A 25,729-nucleotide genomic window follows, 5' to 3' on the forward strand; every position below is an offset into this window, starting at 1 on the left:
GCTACTCCGCGTGGACGCGCGGCAGCGCGGCGACCGGGCTGGCGGGGGCGGGCTTGGGAGCCTGCGGCACGGCTTGCAGGCCGGTCCGCACGGCCGGCTGTGCGGACCGGCTCCTGCGCTCCAGATCGCGTGAGAGGTGGCGCAGGATCTCGCCCGAGGCGTCCGACAGCGTCGCGCGGTAGCCGGCGATCGAGCGTGCGAAGACGTTGTAGATGATGACGGCGGGAATGGCCGCCACGAGGCCGATCGCGGTTGCCAGCAAGGCCTCGGCGATACCCGGCGCGACCACGGCAAGGTTGGTCGTCTTGGCCTGGCTGATGCCGACGAACGCGTTCATGATGCCCCAGACCGTGCCGAACAGACCGACGAAGGGCGCCGTCGAGCCGATGGTGGCGAGCAGGCCGGTGCCCTTGGCCATCGAGCGGCCGGCCCTGGCCTCGGCTCGCGACAGCGCGATCGAGACGCGCTCCTTGATCCCGTCTTCGCCGAGGTCGCCCGAACGCTTCGTCTCGTCCAGCGCGCAGGCGACGAGCACGCCGACGGCACCGCGCAGCCGCACATGCGAACCGCCGATCGCGTCTGCGGCCGCGCCCAGCGACTGGGCCTCCTCCAGCCGGCGCAGGGCCCGGCCGGCGCCGTGCTTGGCCGTCGTCAGTTCCAGGGCCTTGGCGAGCCAGATCGTCCAGGTGACGACCGAGGCGAAGGCCAGCCCCAGCATGACCGCCTTCACGACGATATCGGCCGCCATGAACATCCCCCAAGGTGAGAGATCATGCGGCAATGCCGGCAGGGATGGAGCGGCCTGGGCTGCCTGCGCAGGCGAGGGCCGGGACGGCAATGGTTGGGATTGTGCGGGAGCAACCTCCGTCGCGGGGAGGGCGGGCTGGGATGTGGTAGCGGGTGCCTGGCCGGGGGATGTCTGCGCGATAGCGACCGGACCGAACCCGGCGAGCACCGCAATGGCGGCTGCGACAAGGATCGATCTCGAAAAACCAGGCATTGCGTCGTTCCGTTGTCGGTGCGTGACTGAATGCGCCCGCGATCCCTGAAAGTTGCTGCGATCCGGCGGACGCTTCGGCTAGGCCGGCAGGAGCACCCGTCATCTGACAGCGATATCGATCGTATCGGTTCCGGACATAGCGCATCGGAGAAAAGCCCGCAATAACAGTAGTTTGCATGAATTCTAAGGTGAGGCTTCATGCCGCCGAATGAGGGCGGGCTCCGGTCCGCTCTTTTCTTTGAGGGGTGCAGCCGAGCCGCAGTCGCGACCCCGCGGTCAGGTTCGAGGTCCGGCCTTCCGGCGCCATGACGACTGATGACCATCCAAATCGAAAAATTCGATTTCAGATCGCGCGTCGGCGCGATTAAGACGGTCGCGCGAATTCTGAATCCAGCGTCCCGCGAAGAGGCCAGCCATGCCGCGTCTGAGATCCGACACCACGACCAAGGGCCGCAACATGGCCGGCGCGCGCGGCCTCTGGCGCGCCACCGGCATGAAGGATAGCGATTTCGGCAAGCCGATCATCGCGGTGGTGAACTCCTTCACCCAGTTCGTGCCCGGCCATGTCCACCTCAAGGATCTCGGGCAGCTCGTGGCCCGCGAGATCGAGCAGGCCGGCGGCGTTGCGAAAGAGTTCAATACCATCGCGGTCGATGACGGCATCGCCATGGGCCATGACGGCATGCTCTACAGCCTGCCGTCGCGCGAGATCATCGCCGACAGCGTCGAATACATGGTCAACGCCCATTGCGCCGATGCGATGGTCTGCATCTCGAACTGCGACAAGATCACGCCTGGGATGCTGATGGCCGCGATGCGGCTGAACATCCCGACCGTCTTCGTCTCGGGCGGGCCGATGGAGGCCGGCAAATACATCGCCGAGGGCGTGCTCAGGAAGGTCGATCTCGTCGATGCGATGGTCGCCGCCGCCGACAGCAAATATTCCGACGAGCAGGTCGATGTGATCGAGCGCTCGGCCTGCCCGACCTGCGGCTCCTGCTCAGGCATGTTCACCGCCAATTCGATGAACTGCCTGACCGAGGCGCTGGGGCTCGCCCTGCCGGGCAACGGCTCGGTGCTGGCGACCCATGCCGACCGCAAGCGCCTCTTCGTCGAGGCCGGGCACCTGATCGTCGACATCGCCCGGCGCTGGTACGAGCAGGACGACGACAGCGTGCTGCCGCGCAAGGTCGCGAGTTTCAAGGCCTTCGAGAATGCGATGACGCTCGACATCGCCATGGGCGGCTCGACCAACACGGTGCTGCATCTGCTGGCCGCCGCGCACGAGGCGGAAGTTCCCTTCACCATGGCCGATATCGACCGGTTGTCGCGGCGCGTGCCGGTGCTGTGCAAGGTCGCGCCCTCGGTCGCCAACGTGCATATGGAGGATGTCCACCGCGCCGGCGGAATCATGGCGATCCTCGGCGAGCTCGATCGTGCCGGCCTGATCGACACCTCTCTTCCCACGGTCCATTCCGCGACGATGTCCGAGGCGCTGGCGCGCTGGGATATCGCCCGGACCCAGAGCGAGGCGGTGCGCTCCTTCTACAGCGCCGCACCCGGTGGTGTGCCGACGCAGGTCGCCTTCAGCCAGGACCGCCGTTTCGAGGAACTCGATCTCGATCGCGCCGGCGGCGTCATCCGCCGCAAGGCCAATGCCCATTCGCAGGATGGCGGGCTCGCCGTACTGTTCGGCAATATCGCGCTCGACGGCTGCATCGTGAAGACGGCGGGAGTCGATGCCTCGATCCTGACTTTCTCCGGCCCGGCCGTGATCTTCGAGAGCCAGGACGCGGCGGTCGAGGGCATCCTCAACCGCAAGGTCAAGGAGGGCGATATCGTCCTGATCCGCTATGAGGGTCCGCGCGGCGGGCCCGGCATGCAGGAGATGCTCTATCCGACGAGCTATCTGAAATCGAAGGGGCTCGGAAAGGCCTGCGCGCTGATCACCGACGGGCGCTTCTCGGGCGGCTCGTCGGGCCTCTCGATCGGCCATGTCTCGCCCGAGGCCGCCGAGGGTGGCACGATCGGCCTCGTCGAGAGCGGCGACATCATCGCGATCGACATCCCCAACCGCGGCATCACCCTGCAGGTCTCGGACGAAGAGCTGTCGCGCCGCCGCGCCGCCATGGAGGCCAAAGGCAAGGATGCCTGGAAGCCGGCCGCTCCGCGCAAGCGCAAGGTCACGACGGCGCTCAAGGCCTATGCGGCGCTGACCAGCAGCGCCGCCAGGGGCGCGGTGCGGATCGTCGATTGAGGGCCATTCGGCAACCGAGCCAGGAAGGGACCGGGCGCCGAGCCGCCCGGCGAACGACATGGATGCTGCGCTGCCTTATCGGACCATGGCCCGCAACAACGCCTGGGCCAATCACCGGCTGCTGAAGGCCTGCGAGGGCCTCGATGCGGTCGCCTTTGCCGCGCCGCGCACCGGCTTCTTCCCGAGCCTGCGCGCCACGCTGAACCATATCCTGGTCATCGACCTGTTCTATGTCGATGCCATGGAGGGCGGCACGCTCGGCCCCGCCGCCTGGGCCGACCCCGAGCCCTGCGCCACGGTCGAAACCTTGCGCAGGGCACAAGCGGATGTCGACCGGCGCCTGATGTCGATCACGGACGCTCTCGACGGCGCCGGTCTCGACCGGATCGTCTCGGTCCACCGCGGCGCGCGCATCCAGCATGAGCGCATGGACCGCCTGCTGCTGCACCTCTTCCAGCACCAGATCCATCACCGCGGCCAGGCCCATGCCATGCTAAGCGGAACCGGCATAGCGCCGCCTCAGCTCGACGAGTTCTTCTCAGCCGGCGAGGCTCCGCTGCGGGCCGCAGAGTTCGCCGAACTCGGCTGGACGGAGGAGGAGGTGTGGAACGTCAGCGGCCGGTGAAGCGGGCCATGAAGCGGCGGTCGATCCAATCTTTCAGCCGCCAGGCCCAGCGGCCTTCGAAAGCCAGCCATCGGCCGCGCCCTCCGATGGCACTGCCGTCGCCCGTGCCCAGAAGCACCAGATAGTCCGCTTGCGGATGATGGGGCTCAAGCGTCGTGCCTTGCCATAGTCTGCGGATGTTGCGGGCGAGCACGGGGCCCTGCCGGACCGCGTAGACGCCGGCCTTCTCGCGCGGATGGCCGATGATCTCGGCGCAGTCGCCCACCGCGAAGAGATGCGTCTCGCCCGAGACTTGCAAGGTTGTCCTCGTTGCGATGAAGCCGTTCGGCCCTAGCGGGAGGCCTGTCGCAGCGAGCCATGGCGGCACCTTCGCACGGGTCGAGATCAGCGTCGCGTCCGCGGCGAAGCGCTGGCCGCAAGCCGTCGCCACGGCATTCGGCTCCACCCCGATGACGCGCAAGCCATCGCGGCGTTCGATGCCGTGGCGATCGAGGGCGCGTTCGACGCGCCTCCGGATGCCGGGATTGAGTTTCTCGACGACCGGCCCGGAGCCGATCAGCACGATCTCGCAAGGCGTGCCTGCCTGCTGGCCGTCCTGCAGCCGTGCCTTCAGGGCAAACGCCAGTTCGACGCCGGCCGCGCCGTTGCCGACGATGGCGATGCGGCGTGGCCCGCCTCGGCCCGAAAGCCCCTCGAAACGGCTCAGAAAGGAGCCGATCGGCTTCACCGCGATGCCGTGGACGTCGGCGCCGGCGATCGACGCCAGATCGGGCGTGATGCCGACATTCAGCGAGGTGATGTCATAGGCGATCGGCTGCCTGTCCTCGCACAGGATGAGCTTGCGCGCGCTATCGACGCCGGTCGCGCGCGCATGGACCAGGCGCGTACCGGTCGCGGCCGCCAGTGCGACAAGATCGATATGCATCTCGTCATGGCGGTACAGGCCGGCGACGTGGCCGGGCAGCATTCCGGAATAGGGCGATTGCAATTGGTCGGTGACGAGGGTCAGCGTCAGACCGGGCTCGGGTCTGGAGCCGAAGGCCGCTATGACCTGGACATGGGTATGCCCGCCGCCGACCAGAACGACGTTGCCGGTTGCGGCCCTCACGGTTGCCTTGGCGGCGGACCGCTCCTCAAGGCTTCTTGCCGTCTGCCGCGAACTGCTTGAGATACGCCGTCAAATCCTTGATCTCCTGCTCGTTCTTGATACCGGCGAAGATCATCTTGGTACCCGGGATCTTGGCCTTCGGATCCTTGATGTAGTCGGCGAATATGGCCTCGTCCCAAGTAATCCCGGAGGCCTTGTTGGCCGCCGAATAGCTGTAGCCCTCGGCCGTACCGGCGGCGCGCCCGAACAGGCCGTTGAGCTGCGGACCGACGAGGTTTCTGGCGGTCTCACCGATTTGATGGCAGGCGCGGCACTTGTTCCAGGAGCGCTCACCGACGGTGATGTCCTGCGCCCGAGTGGAGTTGGCGGCAAGCGCCACGACGATCAGGGCAACACTGGTCGGCAGTTTCATGGACAGTCTCTCTCTCGTTATTTCAATTGGGACACCGAATGCAGGCGGTACTCGGCCCGAGTTGGCCCGCGCACCAGACACATTCGGCGGCGCCGGCAAGGCAGCCGATAGTCGCGGCTCCTTGGCTTCGCGATGACGGTCATCCACGCATGTTTGCTGGTGTCAGGCGGCATGACTGCCGCCTGTCGAAGCGCTCAGTCCGTGAAGACGACGGTCTTCTTGCCGTTCAGTACGACGCGATCCTCAAGATGGTTCAGCACTGCTCGCGCCAGCACGCGCCGTTCGATGTCGCGGCCCTTGCGGACGAGGTCGTCGGGCGTGTCACGATGCGAGATGCGCTCGACGTCCTGCTCGATGATCGGCCCCTCGTCGAGATCGGGCGTGACGTAATGGGCGGTGGCGCCGATCAGTTTCACGCCCCGCTCATGGGCCTGATGGTAGGGCTTTGCGCCCTTGAAGCCCGGCAGAAAGGAATGGTGGATATTGATGCAGCGGCCGATGAGCTTCGACGAGAACGCGTCCGACAGGATCTGCATGTAGCGCGCCAGCACGACGAGGTCCGTCTTCGTTTCCTGGACCAGCCGCCAGATCTCGGCCTCCTGCTCCATCTTGGTCTGGCGCGTCACAGGCAGATGATGGAAGGGCAGGTCGCCGAGATCGGTCGAACCAATGCCGTCGCGCCCATGGTTTGAGACGATCGCCGAAATCTCCATCGGCAGCTCGCCGATGCGCCAGCGATAGAGCAGATCGGCCAGGCAATGGTCGAATTTCGAGACCAGCAGCATGACGCGCTTCTTCGCCTGCCGCTCGCGCAGGGTGAAATCCATGCTGAAGCGCCCGGCCAGTTCGGCGACCGAAGCAGCGATGGCGTCGGGAGGCCGGCTCCCCTCCAGCCGGTTGAAGACGACGCGCATGAAGAAGCGCCCGGTCTCGACATCATCGAATTGCTGCGCATCGAGGATGTTGCAGCCGGCCTCGAACAGCAGGGTCGAGACACTCGCGACGATGCCGGGACGGTTGGGGCAGGACAGGGTGAGGATCGCAGTATGTTCGGGCATGGCTGATGCCGCCTGACGAGGGCGGTCCTTTGCTTCGAGATTTCTGGATGGCGGCGGACGGATCGAGGGCGCGCGACGCGCTGCGCTCAACCTCGCGCCGTACTTGTCATCCGGCAGGCGAACTCCGCGCCGGAGGACGACAACCAGGCCCGGAAGCCGCTGGCCATGCTGCGCGGAACCATGATGTCGAGGCCGCTCCATCGGGGCCATCGTTGGCCTGCCGCAATGCACACCGATACAGGCGATGCTTGTCAAGGCGACGTGCTGGCACAGCCCTTGCGGACGTGCTGGCACAGCCCTTGCGAAGGAACTTCGAAATCGACAAATCCGGAGCTGCCCGATGATCCGTCTCGCCGTCGCCTTGTCCCTCGCAGCAGGCGTCACGCTTGCTGCCCAGCCGGTCGTTGCACAAGGAACGCTGCGCATCGGCATGACGGCATCCGACATCCCGCTGACCACTGGCCAGACCGACCAGGGCGGAGAAGGTATGCGCTTCATGGGCTATACGGTCTATGACGGCCTGATCAACTGGGACCTCAGCAAGGCCGACAAGGCGTCGGATCTGGTTCCGGGCCTCGCGACCAGTTGGACCACCGACGCGACCGACAAGACCAAATGGACCTTCGTCCTGCGCGAGGGTGTGAAATTCCATGACGGGTCGGAATTCACCGCCGATGCCGTGGTCTGGAACCTCGACAAGCTCCTGAAGAACGATGCCCCGCAATTCGACCAACGCCAGGCGGCGCAGGGCCGCTCGCGCATTCCGGCTGTCGGGAGCTACAAGGTCATCGACAAATACAAGGTCGAGATCGTTACCAAGACGCCTGACGCGACGCTGCCCTACCAGATCGCCTGGATCATGATGTCGTCGCCGGCGCAGTGGGAGAAGCTCGGCAAGAGCTGGGACGCTTTCGCCAAGACCCCGTCCGGCACCGGCCCCTGGCAACTCACGGCGTTCCAGCCGCGCGAGCGCGCCGAACTCTCGCCATATCCCGGCTATTGGGACAAGGCCCGCGTGCCCAAGCTCGACAAGCTCGTGCTGCTGCCGCTTCCTGAAGCCAATGCCCGTGCCGCCGCCTTGCGCTCGGGCCAGGTCGACTGGATCGAGGCACCGTCGCCCGACATGGTGCCCTCTTTGAAGACGGCCGGCTTCCAGATCATCACCAACGCCTATCCGCACAACTGGACCTGGCATCTCTCCCGCACCGAGGGTTCGCCCTGGAACGACGTCCGCATCCGTAAGGCTGCCAATCTTGCCGTCGACCGCGAGGGCCTGAAGGAACTGCTCAGCGGCTTGATGATCCCGGCGCAGGGCTTCTATCCGCCCGGCCACCAGTGGTTCGGCAATCCGAGCTTCAAGCTGAAATACGATCCGGAGGCCGCCAAGAAGCTGCTCGCCGAAGCCGGCTTCTCGCCCGCCAAGCCGGTGACGACCAAGATCCTGATCGCGCCGTCGGGCTCGGGCCAGATGCAGCCGCTGCCGATGAACGAATTCGTCCAGCAGAACCTCGCTGAAGTCGGCATCAAGATCGATTTCGAGGTCGTCGAATGGAATACGCTGATCAACATTTGGCGTGCCGGCGCCAACCATGAATCGTCGCGCAAGGCGACGGGCATGAACTACACCTACTTCATCCAGGATCCCTTCACCGGGCTGATCCGCCATCTCCAGTGCAACCTCCAGCCGCCGGCCGGCACCAATTGGGGCATGTATTGCGATCCCGAGATGGACAAGCTCTTCGAGCAGGTCCGCAACACCTTCGATTCTGCCGCGCAGACCAAGGTCCTGCAGACGATCCACGAGAAATATGTCGATGAAGCGCTGTTCCTGATGGTGACGCATGACGTCAACCCGCGCGCGCTCAGCCCCAAGGTGAAGGGTTTCGTGCAGGCCCAGAACTGGTTCCAGGACTTCTCGCCGATCACGATGGCGAAGTGAGGTTGTCGTTGGCTCAAGACGATCACAAGAAAAACGCGCGTCATCCCGGACTAGCGGCGAAGCCGCGCCGATCCGGGATCCATTCCGGAGCGCTGATCGGAAAGGCTCAGGCATGGATCCCGGGTCTCCCTTCGGTCGCCCGGGATGACGCGCGTTGGAAGCAAAGGCGGGGCGAAACCGGATTATGCTGAGCTACCTCGCCAAGCGCATTCTCTACGTCCTGCCGGTGGCACTCGGCGTCAGCGTGTTCTGCTTCCTGCTGGTTCACATCGCGCCAGGCGACCCGCTGACCTCCATCCTGCCGCCCGATGCCTCACAGGCGACGCAGGATGAAATGCGCCGCATCTACGGCTTCGACAGGCCGCTCCCCGTCCAGTTCGGCCTCTGGCTCTGGAAGGCGCTGCAGGGCGACCTCGGCACCTCGATCGCGACGGGGCGTCCCGTCGCGGCGGAGGTCTGGCGCGCCGTCGGCAATACGCTTCTGATCGCGGGGCTCGCGACGGTGATCGGCTTTCTGTTCGGCTGCTTCTTCGGCTTCGTCGCTGGCTATTTTCGCGGCTCGGTCCTCGACAAATTCGCATCGATGCTCGCCGTGCTCGGCGTCTCGGTGCCGCATTACTGGCTCGGGATGGTGATGGTCATCGTCTTTTCGGTACAGCTCGGCTGGCTGCCGCCGGGCGGGGCGGGTCCGGGCGGCTCTGCCGCCTGGAAATGGGATTGGGAGCATGTCAGCTACATGATCCTGCCGGCGATCACGATGTCGGTGATCCCGATGGGCATCATCGCTCGCACCGTGCGAGCCCTCGTCGCCGATATCCTCAACCAGGAATTCGTGCCGGCGCTACGAGCCAAGGGGCTGATGGATTTCGGCGTGTTCAGGCATGTCGTGAAGAACGCCGCGCCGACCGCTCTTGCCGTGATGGGCCTGCAGCTCGGCTATCTGCTCGGCGGCTCGATCCTGATCGAGACGGTGTTCTCCTGGCCCGGAACCGGGTTCCTGCTCGGCAATGCCATCTTCCAGCGCGATCTGCCGCTGTTGCAGGGCACGATCCTAGTGCTGGCGATGTTCTTTGTCGGTCTGAACGTCCTCGTCGATATCATCCAGGGCCTGCTCGACCCGCGCGTCAGGAGGCGCTGAGATGGCCGCGATCACCGAAAGCGCGGTGCCGACCGTGGTGGCGCCGCTTGCGAAATCGCCGGGCTATTGGGCCGGCGTCTTCAGGCGCTTCAAGAAAGACAAGGTCGCGGTCGGGGCCGGGCTCGTCGTGCTGGCCATCATCCTGATGGCGATCTTCGCCGACTACATCGCGCCGGCAGACCCGACCCGCTCCTCGATGCTGCGGCGTCTGCGGCCGATCGGGACGCCCGGCTATCCGCTCGGCGCCGACGAACTGGGCCGCGACATGCTCTCGCGCCTGATCTTCGGCGCACGCCTCTCGCTCTTCATGGGCGTCGTTCCGGTCTTCGTCGCCTTCGTCGTCGGCTCCGTCATCGGCGTCGCCGCCGGCTTCTTCGGTGGCAAGTTCAACACCATCACGATGCGAACCGTCGATGTCTTCTACGCCTTCCCCTCGGTGCTGCTGGCGATTGCGCTGTCGGGCGCGCTCGGCGCCGGCATCACCAACTCGCTGCTCTCGCTGACCATCGTCTTCATCCCGCCGATCGCCCGCATCGCCGAAAGCGTGACGACGCAGGTTCGCGGCATGGACTATGTCGAGGCCGCCCGTGCCAGCGGCGCCAATGCGCTGACGATCATCCGGGTGCATGTGCTGGGCAATGTACTCGGGCCGATCTTCGTCTACGCGACGAGCCTAATCTCGGTCTCGATGATCCTCTCCTCGGGCCTCTCCTTCCTCGGGCTGGGCACCAAGCCGCCGACGCCCGAATGGGGCCTGATGCTGAACACGCTGCGCACCGCGATCTATGTCCAGCCTTGGGTCGCGGCATTGCCGGGCGCGGCGATCTTCATCACCTCGATCTCGTTCAACCTGCTCTCCGACGGTCTGCGCTCGGCAATGGACGTGAAGGGCTGACCATGACCAAGGAAACCCATCACCAAACCCATCCCGATCGCGGCGGCCCCGGCACACCGCTGCTGCAAGCGAAAAACTTGACCAAGCATTTCCCGCTCGGCTGCGGCGCGGTGGTGCGCGCTGTCGATGGCGTCGACTTCGCCGTCCTCAAGGGCGAAACGCTCGGCGTCGTCGGCGAATCCGGCTGTGGCAAATCGACGACCGCCCGCGTCGTCATGCAACTCATCCCGCAGGACAAGGGCGAGATGCTGTTCGACGGCGAGATCGTCGGCGGATCGGCCCTGACGCTGAAGGAATACCGCCGACAGGCCCAGATGGTCTTCCAGGACAGCTACGCCTCGCTCAATCCGCGCCTGACCATCGAGGATTCGATCGCCTTCGGCCCCACCGTCCATGGTGTCTCGAAGGCCGGCGCGATCCTGCGGGCGCGTGACCTGCTGCAGCGCGTCGGCCTCGACCCCGCCCGCTTTGCAGCGCGCTATCCGCACGAACTCTCCGGCGGCCAGCGCCAGCGCGTCAACATCGCACGTGCGCTCGCGCTGGGCCCACGCCTCGTCATCCTCGACGAGGCGGTCTCGGCTCTCGACAAATCGGTCGAGGCCCAGGTGCTGAACCTGCTCGCGGACCTGCGCGAGGAATTCGGCCTGACCTATATCTTCATCTCGCATGACCTCAACGTCGTCCGCTTCATCAGCGACCGCGTCATGGTGATGTATCTCGGCGAGGTCGTGGAGATCGGCCCGGTCGAGGAGCTCTACGGCGATCCGCGCCACCCCTATACAAGGGCGCTGCTTTCGGCGATGCCGTCGATGGACCCGGACAACCGGACCATGGAGGCCCCGCTCGCCGGCGATCCGCCCAATCCGATCAACCCGCCTGAGGGCTGCCGCTTCCACCCGCGCTGCCCGCACGCGCAAACGGTCTGCTCCAAGACCAAGCCTGTTCTGGCGACCATCGATGCGGGCACGCGCGAGGTCGCCTGCCACATGCAGGTTCCTGGCTCCGGCCACAGCCACGCCCCCCGACTGGAGGCCGCCGCATGAGCACCCCTCTCGTCGCCATCGAGAACCTCACCGTGCGCTTTCGCGGCGCCCAGACCGTCCATGCCGTCAACGGCGTCTCGCTGACGCTGGAACCAGGCAAGGTGCTCGGCATTCTCGGCGAATCCGGCTCGGGCAAGAGCGTCACGCTGAAGACGCTTTTACGTCTGCTGCCAGAGAGCCGCACCGATATCGGCGGCAGCGTTCGGGTCGATGGCCGCGACGTTCTGGCCTTGAATCCACGGGATCTGTCGGATTATCGCGGCGCCGTCACCTCGATGATCTTCCAGGACCCGGCGCTGGCGCTCGATCCGGTTTATACCGTCGGCGAGCAGATCGCCGAGGCGATCGTCCGGCATGAGAAGCTGTCGCGGAAGGCGGCGATGGCGCGCGCGCTCGAACTGCTCGAACTCGTCCGCATTCCGTCGCCCGCGCGGAGATTGAAGGCCTATCCGCACGAGATGTCGGGCGGCATGCGCCAGCGCGCCATGATCGCGCTCGCGCTCGCGGCCCGTCCCAAGCTCCTGCTCGCCGACGAACCGACCACCGCGCTCGACGCCACGGTGCAAATCCAGATTCTGTTGCTGCTGCGCCAGCTCCAGCGCGATCTCGATATGGGTATGCTGTTCGTCACCCACGACATCGGCGTCGCGGTCGAAGTCTCGGACCGGCTCGCGGTAATGTATGCCGGCCAGATCGTCGAGACCGGCACGGTGCGCGAATTGCTGCGTGACCCACAGCATCCCTACACACGAGGCTTGCTCGCCGCCAACCTGCACGGCGCGAAGAAAGGCGAGCGGCTGGAAGCGATCCCGGGCGCCCCGCCGGCACTGAACGAAGCGCCGAATGCTTGCTCGTTCGCGCCGCGCTGCAAGCATGTTCAGGACCGCTGCCGCTTGGCCCTTCCGCCGAAGATCGAGCTTGGCGAGGGACGGGTTGTGCGCTGCATCTTGGCCGAAGCTGCGCTCGCAGCGGCCTAACGACCGGCTTGCTTCAACGAACCAGCCAGTGCCGACGCCATTCCCATGACGCGGCCGACCCGCTATCAGCGGCTGATGCGCGTCACGGAAGGCGCGGATCGACAGGCAGGAGCAGATCATGGATCTCGGTCTTCACGACAAACGCGCGCTTGTTCTGGGCGCGAGCCGCGGGTTGGGCGCCGCCATCGCCAGGACGCTGGCAACCGAAGGCGCCAGCGTGATCGCAGCCGCCCGCACGGTCGCGGCGACCGAAGCCTGGATCGCCGAATTGCCGCAGGATGCGCGCGCGCGCGTCTCGGCGGCGCAACTCGATCTCGCCGACCTGGCCTCGGTCGATGCCCTGCTCGCGTCGCTGACGCAGGCGGGCGGCGTCGATATCCTTGTCTGCAATTCCGGTGGCCCGCCGCCCTCCGAGGCGCGCGAGGCCAGGCGCGACGACTGGCTGAAGCATTTCGAGGCCATGGCAGCCAATCTCTTCCATGTTGCGCAAGGACTGCTGCCTGGCATGGCCGAGAGGGGCTTCGGCCGCATCATCACCATTGCCTCCTCGGGCGTGGAGCAGCCGATCCCACGGCTCGCGCTGTCGAACGGCATCCGCTCGGCCGTCATCGGCTGGTCGAAAACCCTCTCGGCCGAGGTCGCCGCTCAAGGGATCACCGTGAACGTGGTGCTGCCGGGCCGTATCCAGACCGAGCGCGTCGACCAGCTCGACAAGGCCGCGGCCGACCGCACCGGCACCACGAAGGACGAGGCGGCCAAGGCCTCCCGCGCCACGATTCCGGCCGGCCGTTACGGCACGGCGCAGGAATTCGCCGATGTCGTCGCCTTCCTCGCCAGCACGCGGGCAAGCTACGTCACGGGCGCGAAGATCCGCATCGATGGCGGCGCGACGCGCGGGATCTGACGATTTGCGCCGGGCCCGCAGCCTTTGATGCCGCGGCGGCGGTCGTGCATCGAGGGCTGCTCACCCGGCGATCACCGCCGTCGCCTCGATCTCGACCATCGCCTCGGGCTCGACCAGCGAGACCACCTGCACCACGGCCATCGCCGGGAAATGCCGGCCCAGCACCTCGCGATAGACCGGCCCCATCTCCTTCAGGCTGGCGCGATAAGCGACGATGTCGGTGACGTACCAGGTCAGCCGGACGATATCCTCGATGCGCCCGCCGCCGGCCTCGACCACGGCTTTGATGTTCAGCAGCGTCTGGCGCAGCTGCGGCAGAAAGCCCTCCGCGAAGACGCCCGCCGCGTCCCAGCCGACGAGGCCGCCCGTGACCAGCACGCGGCCCTGCGCCACCATACCGTTGGCATAGCCGCGCGGCACGGGCCAACCCTCGGGCAGGATGGCGCGGGACAGGGAATCGTTCGACATGGGCGTCGCCTCGGTTTCGGCCGTTCCGGCTCGCATGGGATATTTCAGCGTTCGCCGCGCGCCATCTGGCGCAGTGCGAAGCGCTGCAGCTTTCCGGTCGGGGTCTTTGGAAGCGCTGCGACGATCTCGATCGCGCGCGGATATTTGTAGGGCGCGATGCCGGCCTTGACATGGTCCTGCAAGAGTCTGACCAGGCCCGGATCCGGCCTGTGTCCCTCGCGCAGCACGACATAGGCCTTGACGATCTGCCCCCGTTCGGGATCGGGCGCGCCGACGACGCCGCATTCCACGACGGCAGGATGCATCAGCAGGCAGGCCTCGACCTCGGGGCCTGCGATGTTGTAGCCGGCCGAGATGATCATGTCGTCGGAGCGGGCCTGATACCAGAAATAGCCGTCGGCATCGCGCAGATAGGTGTCGCCGGTGATATTCCAGCCGTCGAGGACGTATTTCGCCTGACGGCTGTCGGCGAGATAACGGCAGCCGATCGGGCCCCGTACGGCGAGCCTGCCGGGCGTGCCGTCTGGCACTTCACCGCCGGCTTCGTCGACGATCCTGGCCTCGTAGCCCGGTACCGGGATGCCGGTCGATCCGGCCCGGATCGCCTCGCGCGGCGCGGCGATGAAGATGTGCAGCATCTCCGTGGCCCCGATGCCGTCCATCAGTGCGATCCCGGTCCGGGTCTGCCAGGCGTCGAAGATCGGCTTCGGCAGGGTCTCGCCGGCCGAGACGCAAATGCGAAGCGAAGAGATGTCGCGTCCGTCGAGCTTGTCGAGCATGGCGCGATAGGCGGTCGGCGCGGTGAAGCTGACGGTCGCCTTGTGCCGTTCGATCGCATCGACGAGGTCGGCCGGTGCGGCTTTCTGCGGCAACACCATCACCGCCCCGATCCGCATCGGGAACAGCACCAGCCCGCCGAGCCCGAAGGTGAAGGCGAGCGGCGGCGAGCCGATGAAGCGGTCGTCAGGCGAGGCCTTCAGCACGCGCGCACCATAGCAGTCGCAGATGATCAGCAGGTCGCGCTGGAAATGCATCGTGCCCTTGGGCTCGCCCGTCGTGCCCGAGGTGAAGCCTATCAGGCAGACATCGTCGTTCGAGGTGTCGGCGGCACTGAAATGCTCGTAGCCGTCCTTGCGCATCAGCATCTCGAGGCTGCCGGCCGAGCCGTCGCCCCACGTCACGATTCGCGCCAGTTCCGGCGCCTGCGCCCGAGCAGCTTCGAGATCGGCCAGCAAGCCATGGTCGCATAGCGCCAGCGCGATCTGCGCCTTGCGGATCGGATAGACCAGTTCGCCCGCGCGCAGCATCGGCATAGTCGCAACCACGACGCCGCCGGCCTTCAGCACGGCGAGATAGGCCGCGACCATCATCGGGGTGTTGGCGGCGCGCAGCAGCACGCGATTGCCCGACACCATGCCCAGATCACGCGTCAGCACATTGGCGATGCGGTTCACCTGCGCCGCGAGCTCGGCATAGCTCCATTGCAGATCGTCGGCGATGATCGCGATGCGGTCGCCGCGTCCCGCCGCGACATGGCTGTCGAGCAACTCGCTGACGACGTTGAGACGCTCGGGGTACGACAGCCCGGCTTCTGCGACGCGCAGCTCCGGCCAGCTTTCGCGCGGCGGCAGGTTCTTGCGTGAGAACCCATCGACATGGCCAGATCGGAGGAAGTCGGCCGCCATCGTCATCCCTCCTGCCGCGCGGCTTGCGCCTTGAGAAGATCGCGCGCGATCACGATCTTCTGCACCTCGGTCGCGCCCTCATAGATGCGCAATGCCCGGATTTCGCGATACAATTCCTCGACCTTGACGCCTTTGGTGACGCCGAGCCCGCCATGGATCTGCACGGCGCGGTCGATCACCTTCTGCGCGTTCTCGGTCGCGACCATCTTGGCGAGCGCCGCCTCGCGCGTAACCCGCGCTGCACCCTTGTCCTTGGTCCAGGCCGCCCGATAGACAAGCAGCGCCGCTGCATCGACCTCGGCCGCGCTGTCGGCGATGGCAGCTTGCGACAGCTGCAGATCGCCCAACGTCCCGCCGAACAGCTTTCGTCCGTTCGCGTGCGAGACCGTCTCGTGCAGCGCACGCCTGGCGAAACCGAGCGCTGCCGCGCCGACCGTCGAGCGGAAAATGTCGAGCGTCGCCATCGCGACCTTGAAGCCGTCACCCGGTCCGCCGATGCGGTTCTCGACCGGGATGCGGCAGGCCTCGAAGCGCAAAGTCGCGAGCGGATGGGGAGCGATCACGTCGATGCGCTCTGCAATGGTCAGGCCAGGCGTATCGGCCTCGACCAGATAGGCCGAGAGGCCGCGCGCGCCCGGCGCCTCGCCCGAGCGCGCGAAGACGATGTAATGGTCGGCGATGCCGCCATTCGAGATCCAGGTTTTCTCGCCGTCGATGCGGACATGGCCGTTGCCGTCGGGCAGGGCCGTCGTCGCCATCGCCGCGACGTCGGAGCCGGCCTCCTTTTCGGATAGCGCGAAGGCCGCGATACGCGTGCCGGCGCGCACGCCCGGCAGGATCGCCTGCCTCATCGCTTGCGAGCCCGCGATGGTGATAGGGCCGGTGCCGAGCCCCTGCATCGCGAAGGCGAAGTCGGCGAGCCCGTCCCGAGCCGCCAATATCTCGCGGGCAAGGCAGAGGGTGCGCACGTCGAGCGTATCGCTGAGACCGCCATAGGCCGCTGGCACCACGGCTTTCAGGAAACCGGCATCGCCCAGCGCCTTCACCCGGGCGCGGCAGGCGGCATCGACGTCGTCATGCGGCAGATCGGGGAGATAAGCGTCGGCCCAGGCCGTCAACTCTTCCGCGAAGCGACGGTGCCGATCCTCGAAGAACGGCCAGTCGAGCGTATCGCCGAGGATCGCCATGCCGAGGGGAAGGGCGCCCACCATCTCAATTGCCCTCGAAGACCGGTTTCTGCTTCGTCGCGAAGGCATGATAGGCCCGCGAAAAGTCCTCGGTCTGCATACACAGCGCCTGCGCCACGGCCTCGGCCTCGATCGCGCTCTCGACCGACATCGCCCATTCCATCTCCAGCATGCGCTTGGTCATGGCGTTGGCGAAGGTCGGGCCGTCGGCGAGCTCAGTCGCAAGCATCTGCGCTTCGGCCAGCACGGCCTCCTTCGCGACGAGCCGGTTGAGGAAACCCCAGCGCTCGGCCTCGTCGCCGCGTAAGGTCCGGCCGGTATAGAGCAACTCGGCCGCACGGCCCTGGCCGATGATGCGGGGCAGCATCGCACATGCGCCCATGTCGCAGCCGGCGAGGCCGACGCGGTTGAACAGGAAGGCGATCTTCGTTTCGGCCGTGCCCAGCCGCATGTCGGACGCCATCGCCATGATCGCGCCCGCGCCGGCACAGATGCCGTCGATCGCTGCGATCACCGGCTGCGGGCAGGCACGGATCGCCTTGACCAGCTCGCCCGTCATGCGGGTGAACTTCAGCAGATCCTTCGTCTCCATCGCGACCAGCGGCCCGATGATCTCGAAGACGTCGCCGCCGGACGAGAAGTTGCCGCCCGCGCCGGTCAGGACGATCGCCTTGACCGCCTCCTCCTTCTGCGCCGCGAGAAAGAAATCCGTCAGTTCGCGATAGCTCTCGAAGGTCAGCGGGTTCTTCTTCTCCGGCCGGTTCAGCCTGACGGTCGCAACTTTGCCGACAACGTCGAGTTCAAAATGGCTTGGCTTGAAATCGGCAAGCGGCAGGACGGTGGCGTTGGCCACACTCATGGTTTCTCTCCCTTGCCGGGTTCGGTCTTCTCGACCCGTCGCGAGATCGCCGTATGAAGCGACGCCTTGGTCCGGCTAAGCAGCCGGAACATCTGCGTGACTTCCATATGGTCGAGGCCTGCGAACAGCTCGGCGATCCACGTCTCATGCTGCTCGGCCATCGCCTTGAAGGCCCGGCGCCCCTGCGCCGTAAGCGTCAGAACCTGCACGCGCCGGTCCTGCGCGGCCGCGCGTTTATCGACCAGCCCGTCCGCCAGCAACCCGGCGACGACCGCCGTGACATTGCCATTGGAAACCATCAGCCGCTGCGAGACCTCACCCACCGTCATGCCCGTCGTCGATTTCTCCAACTGCGCCATCAGGTCGAACCGCGGCAGCGTCGTCTTGAACTGCTCGCGCAGCCGGTTGCGGATTTCCGTTTCGATCAGCGTCGAGCAGGTCAGCATCCTGAGCCAGAGCCGCAATTCGTCCTTGTGATCGCCGGGGCGTTCGCTGGCCTTTGTCTCGCGATCCAGGACGAGGGCGGGCGTCTCCATGGCGTCAGAACTCCCCGCCATTGATCAGCAGCGACTGGCCCGTGACCGAGGCGCTGCCGGGGCCGCACAGATAGAGGACGGCCTGAGCGACCTCCTGCGGCGTGATCAGCCGGCCCTGCGGGTTGTCCTTGACCAGCTGCGCCAAGGCCTCGTCACGCGACAGGCTGGTCTTGGCGGTGATGGCATCGATGCCGCCTGCAACCATGTCGGTGTCGGTGTAGCCGGGGCAGATCGCATTGACGGTGACGCCGGTGCGCGCCGTCTCGAGCGCCAGCGATCTCACCAGCCCGATCACCGCATGTTTGGCGGCGGCATAGGCCGAGACGTGCGCATAGCCGCGATGTCCGGCTGTTGATGCGATCGCGATCAGCCTGCCATGCCGGCGCTCGACCATCTCGGCAAGTACCGCATGGAAGGCGTTGACGGTGCCGATCAGGTTGATCTCGCTCATCCGGCGGAAGCGCTCGGCCGGGCTGCGCTGGAAGGAGCCGGTCTCGACCGCGCCGGCATTGGCGACCACGATGTCGAAGGGCTGCGCTTTGGCCAGTTCGGCAACGACCGAGAGTGTCGCCGCCTCGTCGCGGATGTCGCAGGCGGCGAAGATATCGGCATCGCCGGCCACGACGGCCTCCTGCAGCACGGCGGTGTCCCGGCCGAGGATCGCGACACGCACGCCATGGGCCTTCAGCGTGGCCGCGATGGCCCGGCCGATGCCGCGTCCGCCGCCCGTCACCAGCGCATGTCGTCCCGCCAGATCCATTCCGCCGACCTCCCGATTGTCTCAATATATTTTAGGTCTAAAGGAATTTGCAAGCCGCAACATGGCCATCGGAGATCAATGTTGGGATGTCGTCAATACGTCGAAAATATGGGATGGATCGCCGATTGAGCGGTAGTTTGACCCATGCGCTCAAGGGCGGCCGGAAGCCCTCTTGAGATAAAACTATTTCAGGCCTAAAATAATTTGGCAATCGGGTTTCGGGAGAGCTGACATGCGCATCGCGGTCGTGGGCGGAGGGCCTGCCGGGCTCTATTTCGCGCTTCTCATGAAACGCGACTGGCCCGATCTCGACGTCACGGTCTTCGAGCGCAATCAGCCCGACGACACGTTTGGTTTCGGTGTCGTTTTCTCCGACCAGACGCTCGACATCTTCAAGGCCGCGGACGCTGCGAGCTACGCCGCGATCCGCGATAATTTCGCATATTGGGACGATATCGAGGTCCACTTCAAGGACAGCGTCCACCGCGTTTCCGGCAACGGCTTTTGTGGCTGCTCGCGCCGCTCGCTGCTGCTGCTGGTCCAGGAGCGGGCGCGCGAACTCGGCGTAGTCCTGCGTTTCGGGGAAGAGGCCGACGATATCGAGGTTCTGAAGCGCGACTACGATCTCGTCGTCGGGGCGGATGGCATCAACAGCCGCATCCGCGAGGGCTGGCGCGAGCGCTTCCAGCCGGAGGTTGATCTGCGACCCAACAAATTCACCTGGATGGGTTCGACTCGACCCTTCGACGCTTTTACCTTCTTCTTCGAGGAGACGCCCTACGGGCTCTTCATCGCCCATTGCTACCAGTACGAGGCCGGCCGCTCGACCTGGGTGCTCGAGACCGATCCCGAGACCTTCGCCAAAGCGGGCCTCGATGCGATGGACGAGGCGGCCTCCGCCCGTTTCCTCGAAGGTATTTTCGCCGAGGAACTGCAAGGCCACGGCCTCGTCACCAACCGCTCGCTCTGGCGCAATTTCCCGATGATCCGCTGCCGTAACTGGGTCGTCGAGAACGTGGTCCTGATCGGCGACGCCAAGGCGACGGCGCATTTCTCGATCGGCTCGGGCACCAAGCTCGCGATGGAGGATGCGATCGGCCTGCACAAGGCTTTCCATGCGGCCGGCCTCAACGTCTCCGATGCGCTGTCGCTGTTCGAGCGCACCCGGCGCGAGGAGGTCGAGAAGACGCAGCACGCAGCCGATGTCTCCCTGGTCTGGTTCGAGGAACTGCGTCGCTTTTGGGATTTCGACCCCCTACGCTTCGCCTTCGGCCTGATGACTCGCTCCAAGGCCATCACCTATGACAATCTTGCGCTGCGAGCGCCGGACATGGTCGCCGCGATCGACCGGCTCGTGGCGACGGAACTCGGCCCGCTCGCCCGCCATCGCAAGGATGGCACCCCGGTACCGCCGGCGTTCCAGCCCTTCCGGATGCGCGAGATGCAGGTCGAGAACCGTATGGTGCTCTCGCCGATGTGCCAGTATTCGGCGCAAGATGGCGTGCCGGGAGACTGGCACCTGATGCATTACGGCTCCCGCGCCATCGGCGGGCCGGGACTGATCGTCACCGAGATGACCTGCATCTCCGCCGATGCCCGCATCACGCAAGGCTGCGCCGGCCTCTATAACGATGAGCAGGAAGCGGCGTGGCGCCGGATCGTCGATTTCGTCCACGTCAATTCGGCGGCAAAGATCTGCCTCCAGCTCGGTCATGCCGGCCGCAAGGGCGCGACGAAGCTGATGTGGGACGGCATGGACCGGCCGCTGAGCGAAGGCGCCTGGCCGATCATCTCGGCCTCGGCGCTGCCGTACTACCCCGAGAGCCAGATTCCACGCGAAATGACGCGGGCCGACATGGACCGGGTAAAGGGAGAATTCCTCGCAGCTGCTGAGCGCGGCGAAAGGGCCGGCTTCGACATGCTGGAGCTGCACTGCGCCCATGGCTATCTGCTGGCGAGCTTTCTCTCGCCGCTGACCAACCGCCGAACCGACGACTATGGCGGCTCGGTCGAGAACCGGATGCGCTATCCGCTCGAGGTCTTCCGGGCGCTGCGCAAAAAATGGCCCCGCGAAAAACCCATGTCCGTGCGCATTTCGGCGACCGACTGGAAGGTGGGCGGCCTTACTGCGGATGATTCGATTGCGATCGCGGCCGCATTCGCCGGCGAAGGCTGTGATCTGGTCGATGTCTCCACGGGACAAACCGTCAATGACGGTCGGCCGATCTATGGCCGCATGTTCCAGACGCCGTATTCAGACCAGATTCGCAACGAGGCCCGTGTCGCTACCATGTGCGTCGGCAACATCACGACCGCCGACCAGGCCAACACCATCGTCGCCTCGGGCCGCGCCGACCTCGTCGCACTCGGGCGGCCACATCTCGCGGACCCGTCCTTCGTGCTGCGTGCGGCCGCCTGGTATGGCGTCGATGTCGCCCAGCCCGTGCAGTATGCGGCCGGAAAGGATCAACTCATGCGCAACATGCCGCGCGAGCGCGCCGATAACGAGGCGCTGAAGCTCAAGGCCAAGCCAGGCCGACACGCGATCGGAACTTCTGTCTGAGCGGCTCGTTTCCCGGGATTGCCATGCGGGCAGCGAACATCGTCGCGGCCGCAGACGAGGGAAATGCAATGTCCGGCCTGACGAGATCGACCATCGCCGCAATGGTTGCCATGGCGAGCGCAACCTTCGCCGTCGCGCAGACCACGCCGACGCCGCCGCAATCGGCGCCGGCGACAGGCGCGCAATCCGGCACCGGGCTGGGGGCCCCGACCACGCACCCGTCCCAGATCGACAAGGGGCAGAACATGATCCTGCCGTCGGCAGGGGAGTCGGCGCCGTCCGCCGCACCCACGATGGTTTTTGACTGCAAGGCCAAGCCGCAGGATTGCACGACGCCGGCAACCCCGGCCGACAAGGCGACTGCGCCCGACGTTTCGGCGCCGCCGGCCACTACGCCAAAATAAGGTATGGCGCGATCGAATGCTCGGGCATTGCATTTTAGCAATATATAAATTGAATTCTGAGACGCGACATTGCGCGTGACCTATCCTATCTGAAGCGAACGAACGGCCGTCGATGGCCCGCAGCCAGCTTTGGGAGTCTCAGATGAATTTGACCGGCATCCACCACGTCACGGCGATTTCCGCCGACGCTCCGCTCAACCATCGCTTCTATGTCGAGACGATGGGAATGCGCATGGTCAAGAAGACCGTCAATCAGGACGACACCTCCGCCTACCACCTGTTCTATGCCGACGGCGCCGGTTCGCCCGGCACCGACCTGACCTTCTTCGATTGGCCGGCATCGCCCGCCCGCCGCGGCACCAACGCGATCGTCCGGACGGCGTTGCGTGTCGCAGACGACGCCTCGCTCGACTGGTGGCGTGAGCGACTGCGCGAGGCCGGCATCACCGCTTCGCCGATCCGCGCGATCAACGGCCGCTCGGCGATCGATTTCGAGGATCCCGAGGGCCAACGCCTGACGCTGCTCGCAGACGGCGGCGCGATCCCCTTCGTCGTCTGGGAGAAGAGCCCGGTTCCGGCCGAACACCAGATCCGCGGTCTCGGCCCCGTCACCATCTCGGTGCCGAAGCTGGAGCGAACGGAGGTCGTGCTGACGCAGCTTCTGGGTTTGAAGCGCATCAGCAGCTATCGCGATGCGGGCCACGCGACGGGCGAGATCCACGTCTTCCAGATCGGGGAGGGCGGGCCTGCTGCCGAACTGCATGTCGCGGTCGAGCCCGATGCGCCGCAGGCGCGGGAAGGCGCGGGCGGCGTGCATCATCTGGCGCTGCGCACCCCGACATTCGCCGACTACGACGCCTGGGCCGAGCGCCTCAAGGCGGCGGGCTATCCCAACAGCGGCAAGGTCGATCGCTTCTATTTCCGCTCGCTCTATCTGCGCGAGCCCAACGGCATCCTGATCGAGATCGCGACCGACGAACCCGGCTTCTCCGCCGACGAGCCGGCGGAGACGATGGGCGAAACGCTGTCGCTGCCGCCTTTCCTGGAGCCGAAGCGCGCCCAGATCGAGGCCGGGCTCAAGCCGCTCTGAGCCCTATGCGGACCTGCCGACAAGGCCGGTGGGTCCGCTCTCGCGGTCCGTCAAGCCGTGATGACCGCAATCAGGCCGGTCCGCCTCGTGCCGCTCCGGTCAGCCTTTGGCAGCGGCTTTGGCTTTGGCAGGAGCCTTGGCCTTCGCTTTTGCCGTAGGCTTCGCCGCCGTCTTGGCCTTGGCGGGTGCTTTTGTCTTGGCGGGGGCCTTGACCCTGCCCGGGCCCTTCACGCCGCTCGATTCCGCTTTGGCGTTGACCAGTTCCACCGCTTGTTCGAGCGTGATGGCGTCCTGCGCCAACGTCTTGGGCAGAGTCGCATTGACTTTGCCCCAGTTGACGTATGGCCCGTACTTGCCGGCGCGCACCACGAGCTTGCCGCCTGTGGGATGCTCGCCGAGGTCACGGCCTGGCACCGCCGCACCGCGGCCGAACCGGCTGCCGCCGCCCCCGCTCTCTTTGGCGACGATCAGGTCGATGGCGCGATTGCCGCCGAGCTGGAGGATATCGTCGTCCTTGTCGATATTGGCGTAGGTCTTGCCGTGCTGGACATAAGGCCCGTAGCGGCCGATGCCGACCAGGATCGCCTCGCCGCTCTCGGGATGTTTCGCGACCTCCTTGGGCAGTGCCAGCAACGCCAGCGCCTTGTCGAGATCGACGCTGGCCGGACTCATGCCCTTGGGCAGGCTCTGGCGCTTGGGCTTCTCGCCCTCGCCGAGCTGGAGATAGGGGCCGAAGCGCCCGTCGCGCAGCGTGACGTCCTGGTCGGTGACGGGATCCTTGCCGAGGATGCGCACGCCCGGCGCGCCGGTGCCGCCCTCAGTAGTCGCTTCGCCGTCGGTCGCCTGGACGGTGAGCGGCCGCGTATAGCGGCATTCGGGATAGTTCGAGCAGCCGACGAAAGCGCCGAACTTGCCGAGCTTGAGCGAGAGCGTGCCGGTGCCGCAGACCTGGCAGGAGCGCGGATCCCCGCCATCCTCCCGCGCCGGGAACACATGGGCGCCGAGCACGCCGTTCAGCGCCTCCAGCACCTCGGTGACGCGCAGATCCTTCGTCTCGCCGATCGACTTCGTGAACTCCTCCCAGAATTCGCGCAGCAGCACCTTCCAGTCGATCTCGGCGTTGGAGACGCGGTCGAGCTTTTCCTCAAGGCTCGCCGTGAAGTCGAACTCGACATAGCGCTTGAAGAAGCTTTCCAGGAACGCCGTGACCAGCATGCCCTTGTCCTCGGGCACGAGGCGCTTCTTCTCGATCCGGACATATTCGCGGTCGCGCAGCGTGCCCAGCGTCGAGGCATAGGTCGAGGGCCGGCCGATGCCGAGCTCTTCCATGCGCTTGACGAGGCTGGCTTCGGAATAGCGCGGCGGCGGCTCGGTGAAGTGCTGGTCGGCGGCGATGGCGCGCTTCTCCAGCGGATCGCCGTCCTTCATGGCCGGCAGCTTCTTCGAGTCCTCGTCCTCCTCATCGTCGCGGCTTTCCTGATAAAGCGTCAGGAAGCCGTCGAAGAGCACGACCTGTCCGGTCGCCCGCAGCTCCAGGTTTCGCGAGGCGACCTTCGCCGCGATGTCGACCGTGGTGCGTTCGAGCGAGGCCGATTCCATCTGGCTGGCGATCGTGCGCTTCCAGATCAGCTCATAGAGTTTGGCTTGCTCCGGTTCGAGATGGCGCGCCACCATCGCTGGCAACCGCCCGAGATCGGTCGGACGGATGGCCTCGTGGGCCTCCTGCGCATTCTTGGCCTTGACCGTGTATTTGCGCGGCACAGCCGGCACATACTGCTCGCCGAACTCCTTGCCGATCACGCGGCGCGCGGCCGAAATCGCGCTGCCGTCCATATCGACGCCATCGGTTCGCATATAGGTGATCAGGCCGACCGTCTCGCCGCCGATATCGACGCCCTCATAGAGCCGCTGCGCTACCTGCATCGCCCGCGCCGGCGCCATGCCGAGCTTGCGCGAGGCCTCCTGCTGCAGGGTCGAAGTCTGGAAGGGCGGGTAGGGGTGACGCTTGACGGGCTTGGCCTCGACATTGGCGACGCTGAAGGCCGACGTCTCCAGCGCCTCCTTGAAGGCGCGGGCCTCGTCGCCGGTACCGATGTCGAGCCGGGTGATCTTCTTGCCGTCGGCCCCGACGAGGCGCGCGTCGAAGACGCCGCCGGCCTGCGTCGCCAGCGTCGCCACCAGCGACCAGTATTCACGCGCCCGGAAAGCCTCGATCTCGCGCTCGCGGTCGCAGACGATTCGTAGCGCTACGGACTGGACCCGGCCGGCGGAACGAGCACCCGGCAATTTGCGCCAAAGCACCGGGGAGAGCGTGAAGCCGACGAGATAGTCGAGCGCGCGGCGGGCCAGATAGGCATCGACCAGCGCCTGATCGACCTGGCGCGGATTGGCCAGCGCCGTCTGCACCGCTTCCTTGGTCACGGCGTTGAAGGTGACTCGCTCGACCGGAATGCCCTTCAGCGCCCGCTTGGCGTTCAGCGCTTCCAGAACGTGCCAGGAGATCGCCTCGCCCTCGCGATCCGGGTCGGTCGCCAGGATCAGCTTGTCGGCGCCCTTCAGCGCCTTGACGATCTCGGCGACCTGCTTGGCCCCGCGCCCCTCGATCTCCCACTTCATCGCGAAGTCATGCTCGGGATCGACCGAGCCATCCTTGGCCGGCAGGTCGCGGATATGCCCGAACGAAGCGATGACCTCGTAATCGGAGCCGAGATATTTGTTGATCGTCTTGGCCTTGGCCGGCGACTCGACGACGAGGAGCTTCATGGCGAGTTCGATCTCAAATTGAGCAAAGCTGGGCGAGCACGATCTGTGCCGGCCTCAC

General features: G+C 66.0%; 22 protein-coding genes. 11 read left to right on the forward strand and 11 right to left on the reverse strand.

Features of this window, described 5'->3' with window-relative positions; all coding sequences use genetic code 11:
* Window position 1 precedes the first annotated feature (1 nt).
* Window positions 2–1,000 (reverse strand): tonB-system energizer ExbB, encoded by a 999-nt coding sequence (exbB, locus tag AXW83_RS05400; protein WP_082766960.1) that lies wholly within the window; start codon window positions 998–1,000, stop codon window positions 2–4.
* 415 nt (window positions 1,001–1,415) lie between these two features.
* On the opposite strand from exbB, the gene ilvD reads away from it, so the two are divergent.
* Together ilvD and AXW83_RS05410 are read left to right on the forward strand one after the other, a co-directional pair.
* The gene (gene ilvD / locus AXW83_RS05405) at window positions 1,416–3,257 is read left to right on the forward strand and encodes a dihydroxy-acid dehydratase (protein ID WP_066611305.1); all 1,842 of its coding nucleotides are present in this window, start codon (window positions 1,416–1,418) and stop codon (window positions 3,255–3,257) included.
* Window positions 3,258–3,315: 58 nt separating this feature from the next.
* Window positions 3,316–3,882, forward strand: a complete 567-nt coding sequence (locus AXW83_RS05410) for a DinB family protein (protein ID WP_066611309.1) — start codon at window positions 3,316–3,318, stop codon at window positions 3,880–3,882.
* Here AXW83_RS05410 and AXW83_RS05415 read toward each other — a convergent pair.
* From AXW83_RS05415 to purU, 3 genes are all read right to left on the reverse strand, one after another.
* Complete coding sequence (locus AXW83_RS05415) at window positions 3,869–4,990, reverse strand: FAD-dependent oxidoreductase (protein WP_066611310.1); 1,122 nt, start codon at window positions 4,988–4,990, stop codon at window positions 3,869–3,871. The genes AXW83_RS05410 and AXW83_RS05415 overlap by 14 nt on opposite strands.
* 25 nt (window positions 4,991–5,015) lie before the next feature.
* On the reverse strand, window positions 5,016–5,402 hold the full coding sequence (locus AXW83_RS05420; RefSeq protein WP_066611311.1) for a c-type cytochrome: 387 nt from the start codon (window positions 5,400–5,402) through the stop codon (window positions 5,016–5,018).
* A 194-nt stretch (window positions 5,403–5,596) separates the two neighbouring features.
* The gene (purU, locus tag AXW83_RS05425) at window positions 5,597–6,460 is read right to left on the reverse strand and encodes a formyltetrahydrofolate deformylase (RefSeq protein ID WP_066611312.1); all 864 of its coding nucleotides are present in this window, start codon (window positions 6,458–6,460) and stop codon (window positions 5,597–5,599) included.
* A 340-nt stretch (window positions 6,461–6,800) separates the two neighbouring features.
* Between purU and AXW83_RS05430 the strand changes: the two genes are divergently transcribed.
* From AXW83_RS05430 to AXW83_RS05455, 6 genes are all read left to right on the forward strand, one after another.
* A complete protein-coding gene (locus AXW83_RS05430) occupies window positions 6,801–8,399 on the forward strand; it encodes an ABC transporter substrate-binding protein (protein ID WP_066611314.1) in 1,599 nt (532 codons plus the stop codon).
* A 184-nt stretch (window positions 8,400–8,583) separates the two neighbouring features.
* A complete protein-coding gene (locus tag AXW83_RS05435; RefSeq protein WP_066611315.1) occupies window positions 8,584–9,537 on the forward strand; it encodes an ABC transporter permease in 954 nt (317 codons plus the stop codon).
* A gap of 1 nt (window position 9,538) precedes the next feature.
* Window positions 9,539–10,432, forward strand: coding sequence for an ABC transporter permease (locus tag AXW83_RS05440; RefSeq protein WP_066611317.1), 894 nt, complete (start codon window positions 9,539–9,541; stop codon window positions 10,430–10,432).
* A gap of 2 nt (window positions 10,433–10,434) precedes the next feature.
* Window positions 10,435–11,475 (forward strand): ABC transporter ATP-binding protein, encoded by a 1,041-nt coding sequence (locus AXW83_RS05445; RefSeq protein ID WP_066611318.1) that lies wholly within the window; start codon window positions 10,435–10,437, stop codon window positions 11,473–11,475.
* The gene (locus AXW83_RS05450) at window positions 11,472–12,452 is read left to right on the forward strand and encodes an ABC transporter ATP-binding protein (RefSeq protein ID WP_066611325.1); all 981 of its coding nucleotides are present in this window, start codon (window positions 11,472–11,474) and stop codon (window positions 12,450–12,452) included. Before AXW83_RS05445 ends, AXW83_RS05450 begins: the two co-directional genes overlap by 4 nt.
* A gap of 118 nt (window positions 12,453–12,570) precedes the next feature.
* On the forward strand, window positions 12,571–13,356 hold the full coding sequence (locus tag AXW83_RS05455; RefSeq protein ID WP_066611326.1) for an SDR family oxidoreductase: 786 nt from the start codon (window positions 12,571–12,573) through the stop codon (window positions 13,354–13,356).
* Window positions 13,357–13,416: 60 nt separating this feature from the next.
* Here AXW83_RS05455 and AXW83_RS05460 read toward each other — a convergent pair whose 3' ends face one another.
* The 6 genes from AXW83_RS05460 to AXW83_RS05485 are packed head-to-tail and all read right to left on the reverse strand — an operon-like array spanning window position 13,417 to window position 18,851.
* Window positions 13,417–13,824: a RidA family protein gene (locus tag AXW83_RS05460; RefSeq protein ID WP_156639815.1), complete on the reverse strand. Its 408-nt coding sequence runs from the start codon at window positions 13,822–13,824 to the stop codon at window positions 13,417–13,419.
* Between the two features lie 44 nt (window positions 13,825–13,868).
* On the reverse strand, window positions 13,869–15,509 hold the full coding sequence (locus AXW83_RS05465) for a benzoate-CoA ligase family protein (protein ID WP_236841824.1): 1,641 nt from the start codon (window positions 15,507–15,509) through the stop codon (window positions 13,869–13,871).
* 2 nt (window positions 15,510–15,511) lie between these two features.
* Window positions 15,512–16,720, reverse strand: a complete 1,209-nt coding sequence (locus AXW83_RS05470) for an acyl-CoA dehydrogenase family protein (protein ID WP_236841825.1) — start codon at window positions 16,718–16,720, stop codon at window positions 15,512–15,514.
* Window position 16,721: 1 nt separating this feature from the next.
* Entirely contained in the window at window positions 16,722–17,555 is an 834-nt protein-coding gene (locus AXW83_RS05475) for an enoyl-CoA hydratase family protein (RefSeq protein ID WP_066611329.1), read from the reverse strand.
* Window positions 17,552–18,091, reverse strand: coding sequence for a MarR family winged helix-turn-helix transcriptional regulator (locus tag AXW83_RS05480; protein WP_156639817.1), 540 nt, complete (start codon window positions 18,089–18,091; stop codon window positions 17,552–17,554). The genes AXW83_RS05475 and AXW83_RS05480 overlap by 4 nt, the downstream gene beginning before the upstream one ends.
* Before the next feature lie 4 nt (window positions 18,092–18,095).
* Window positions 18,096–18,851, reverse strand: coding sequence for an SDR family NAD(P)-dependent oxidoreductase (locus AXW83_RS05485; protein WP_066611331.1), 756 nt, complete (start codon window positions 18,849–18,851; stop codon window positions 18,096–18,098).
* A gap of 232 nt (window positions 18,852–19,083) precedes the next feature.
* On the opposite strand from AXW83_RS05485, the gene AXW83_RS05490 reads away from it, so the two are divergent.
* From AXW83_RS05490 to AXW83_RS05500, 3 genes are all read left to right on the forward strand, one after another.
* Window positions 19,084–21,414, forward strand: a complete 2,331-nt coding sequence (locus AXW83_RS05490) for a bifunctional salicylyl-CoA 5-hydroxylase/oxidoreductase (RefSeq protein WP_066611337.1) — start codon at window positions 19,084–19,086, stop codon at window positions 21,412–21,414.
* A 68-nt stretch (window positions 21,415–21,482) separates the two neighbouring features.
* Entirely contained in the window at window positions 21,483–21,818 is a 336-nt protein-coding gene (locus tag AXW83_RS05495) for a hypothetical protein (RefSeq protein ID WP_156639819.1), read from the forward strand.
* Between the two features lie 142 nt (window positions 21,819–21,960).
* On the forward strand, window positions 21,961–22,908 hold the full coding sequence (locus AXW83_RS05500; protein ID WP_066611339.1) for a ring-cleaving dioxygenase: 948 nt from the start codon (window positions 21,961–21,963) through the stop codon (window positions 22,906–22,908).
* A gap of 99 nt (window positions 22,909–23,007) precedes the next feature.
* On the opposite strand, the gene topA is transcribed toward AXW83_RS05500, so the two are convergent.
* Window positions 23,008–25,671 (reverse strand): type I DNA topoisomerase, encoded by a 2,664-nt coding sequence (topA, locus tag AXW83_RS05505; RefSeq protein WP_066611341.1) that lies wholly within the window; start codon window positions 25,669–25,671, stop codon window positions 23,008–23,010.
* Window positions 25,672–25,729: the final 58 nt, after the last annotated feature.

This window comes from Bosea sp. PAMC 26642, assembly GCF_001562255.1.
Classification (GTDB): domain Bacteria; phylum Pseudomonadota; class Alphaproteobacteria; order Rhizobiales; family Beijerinckiaceae; genus Allobosea.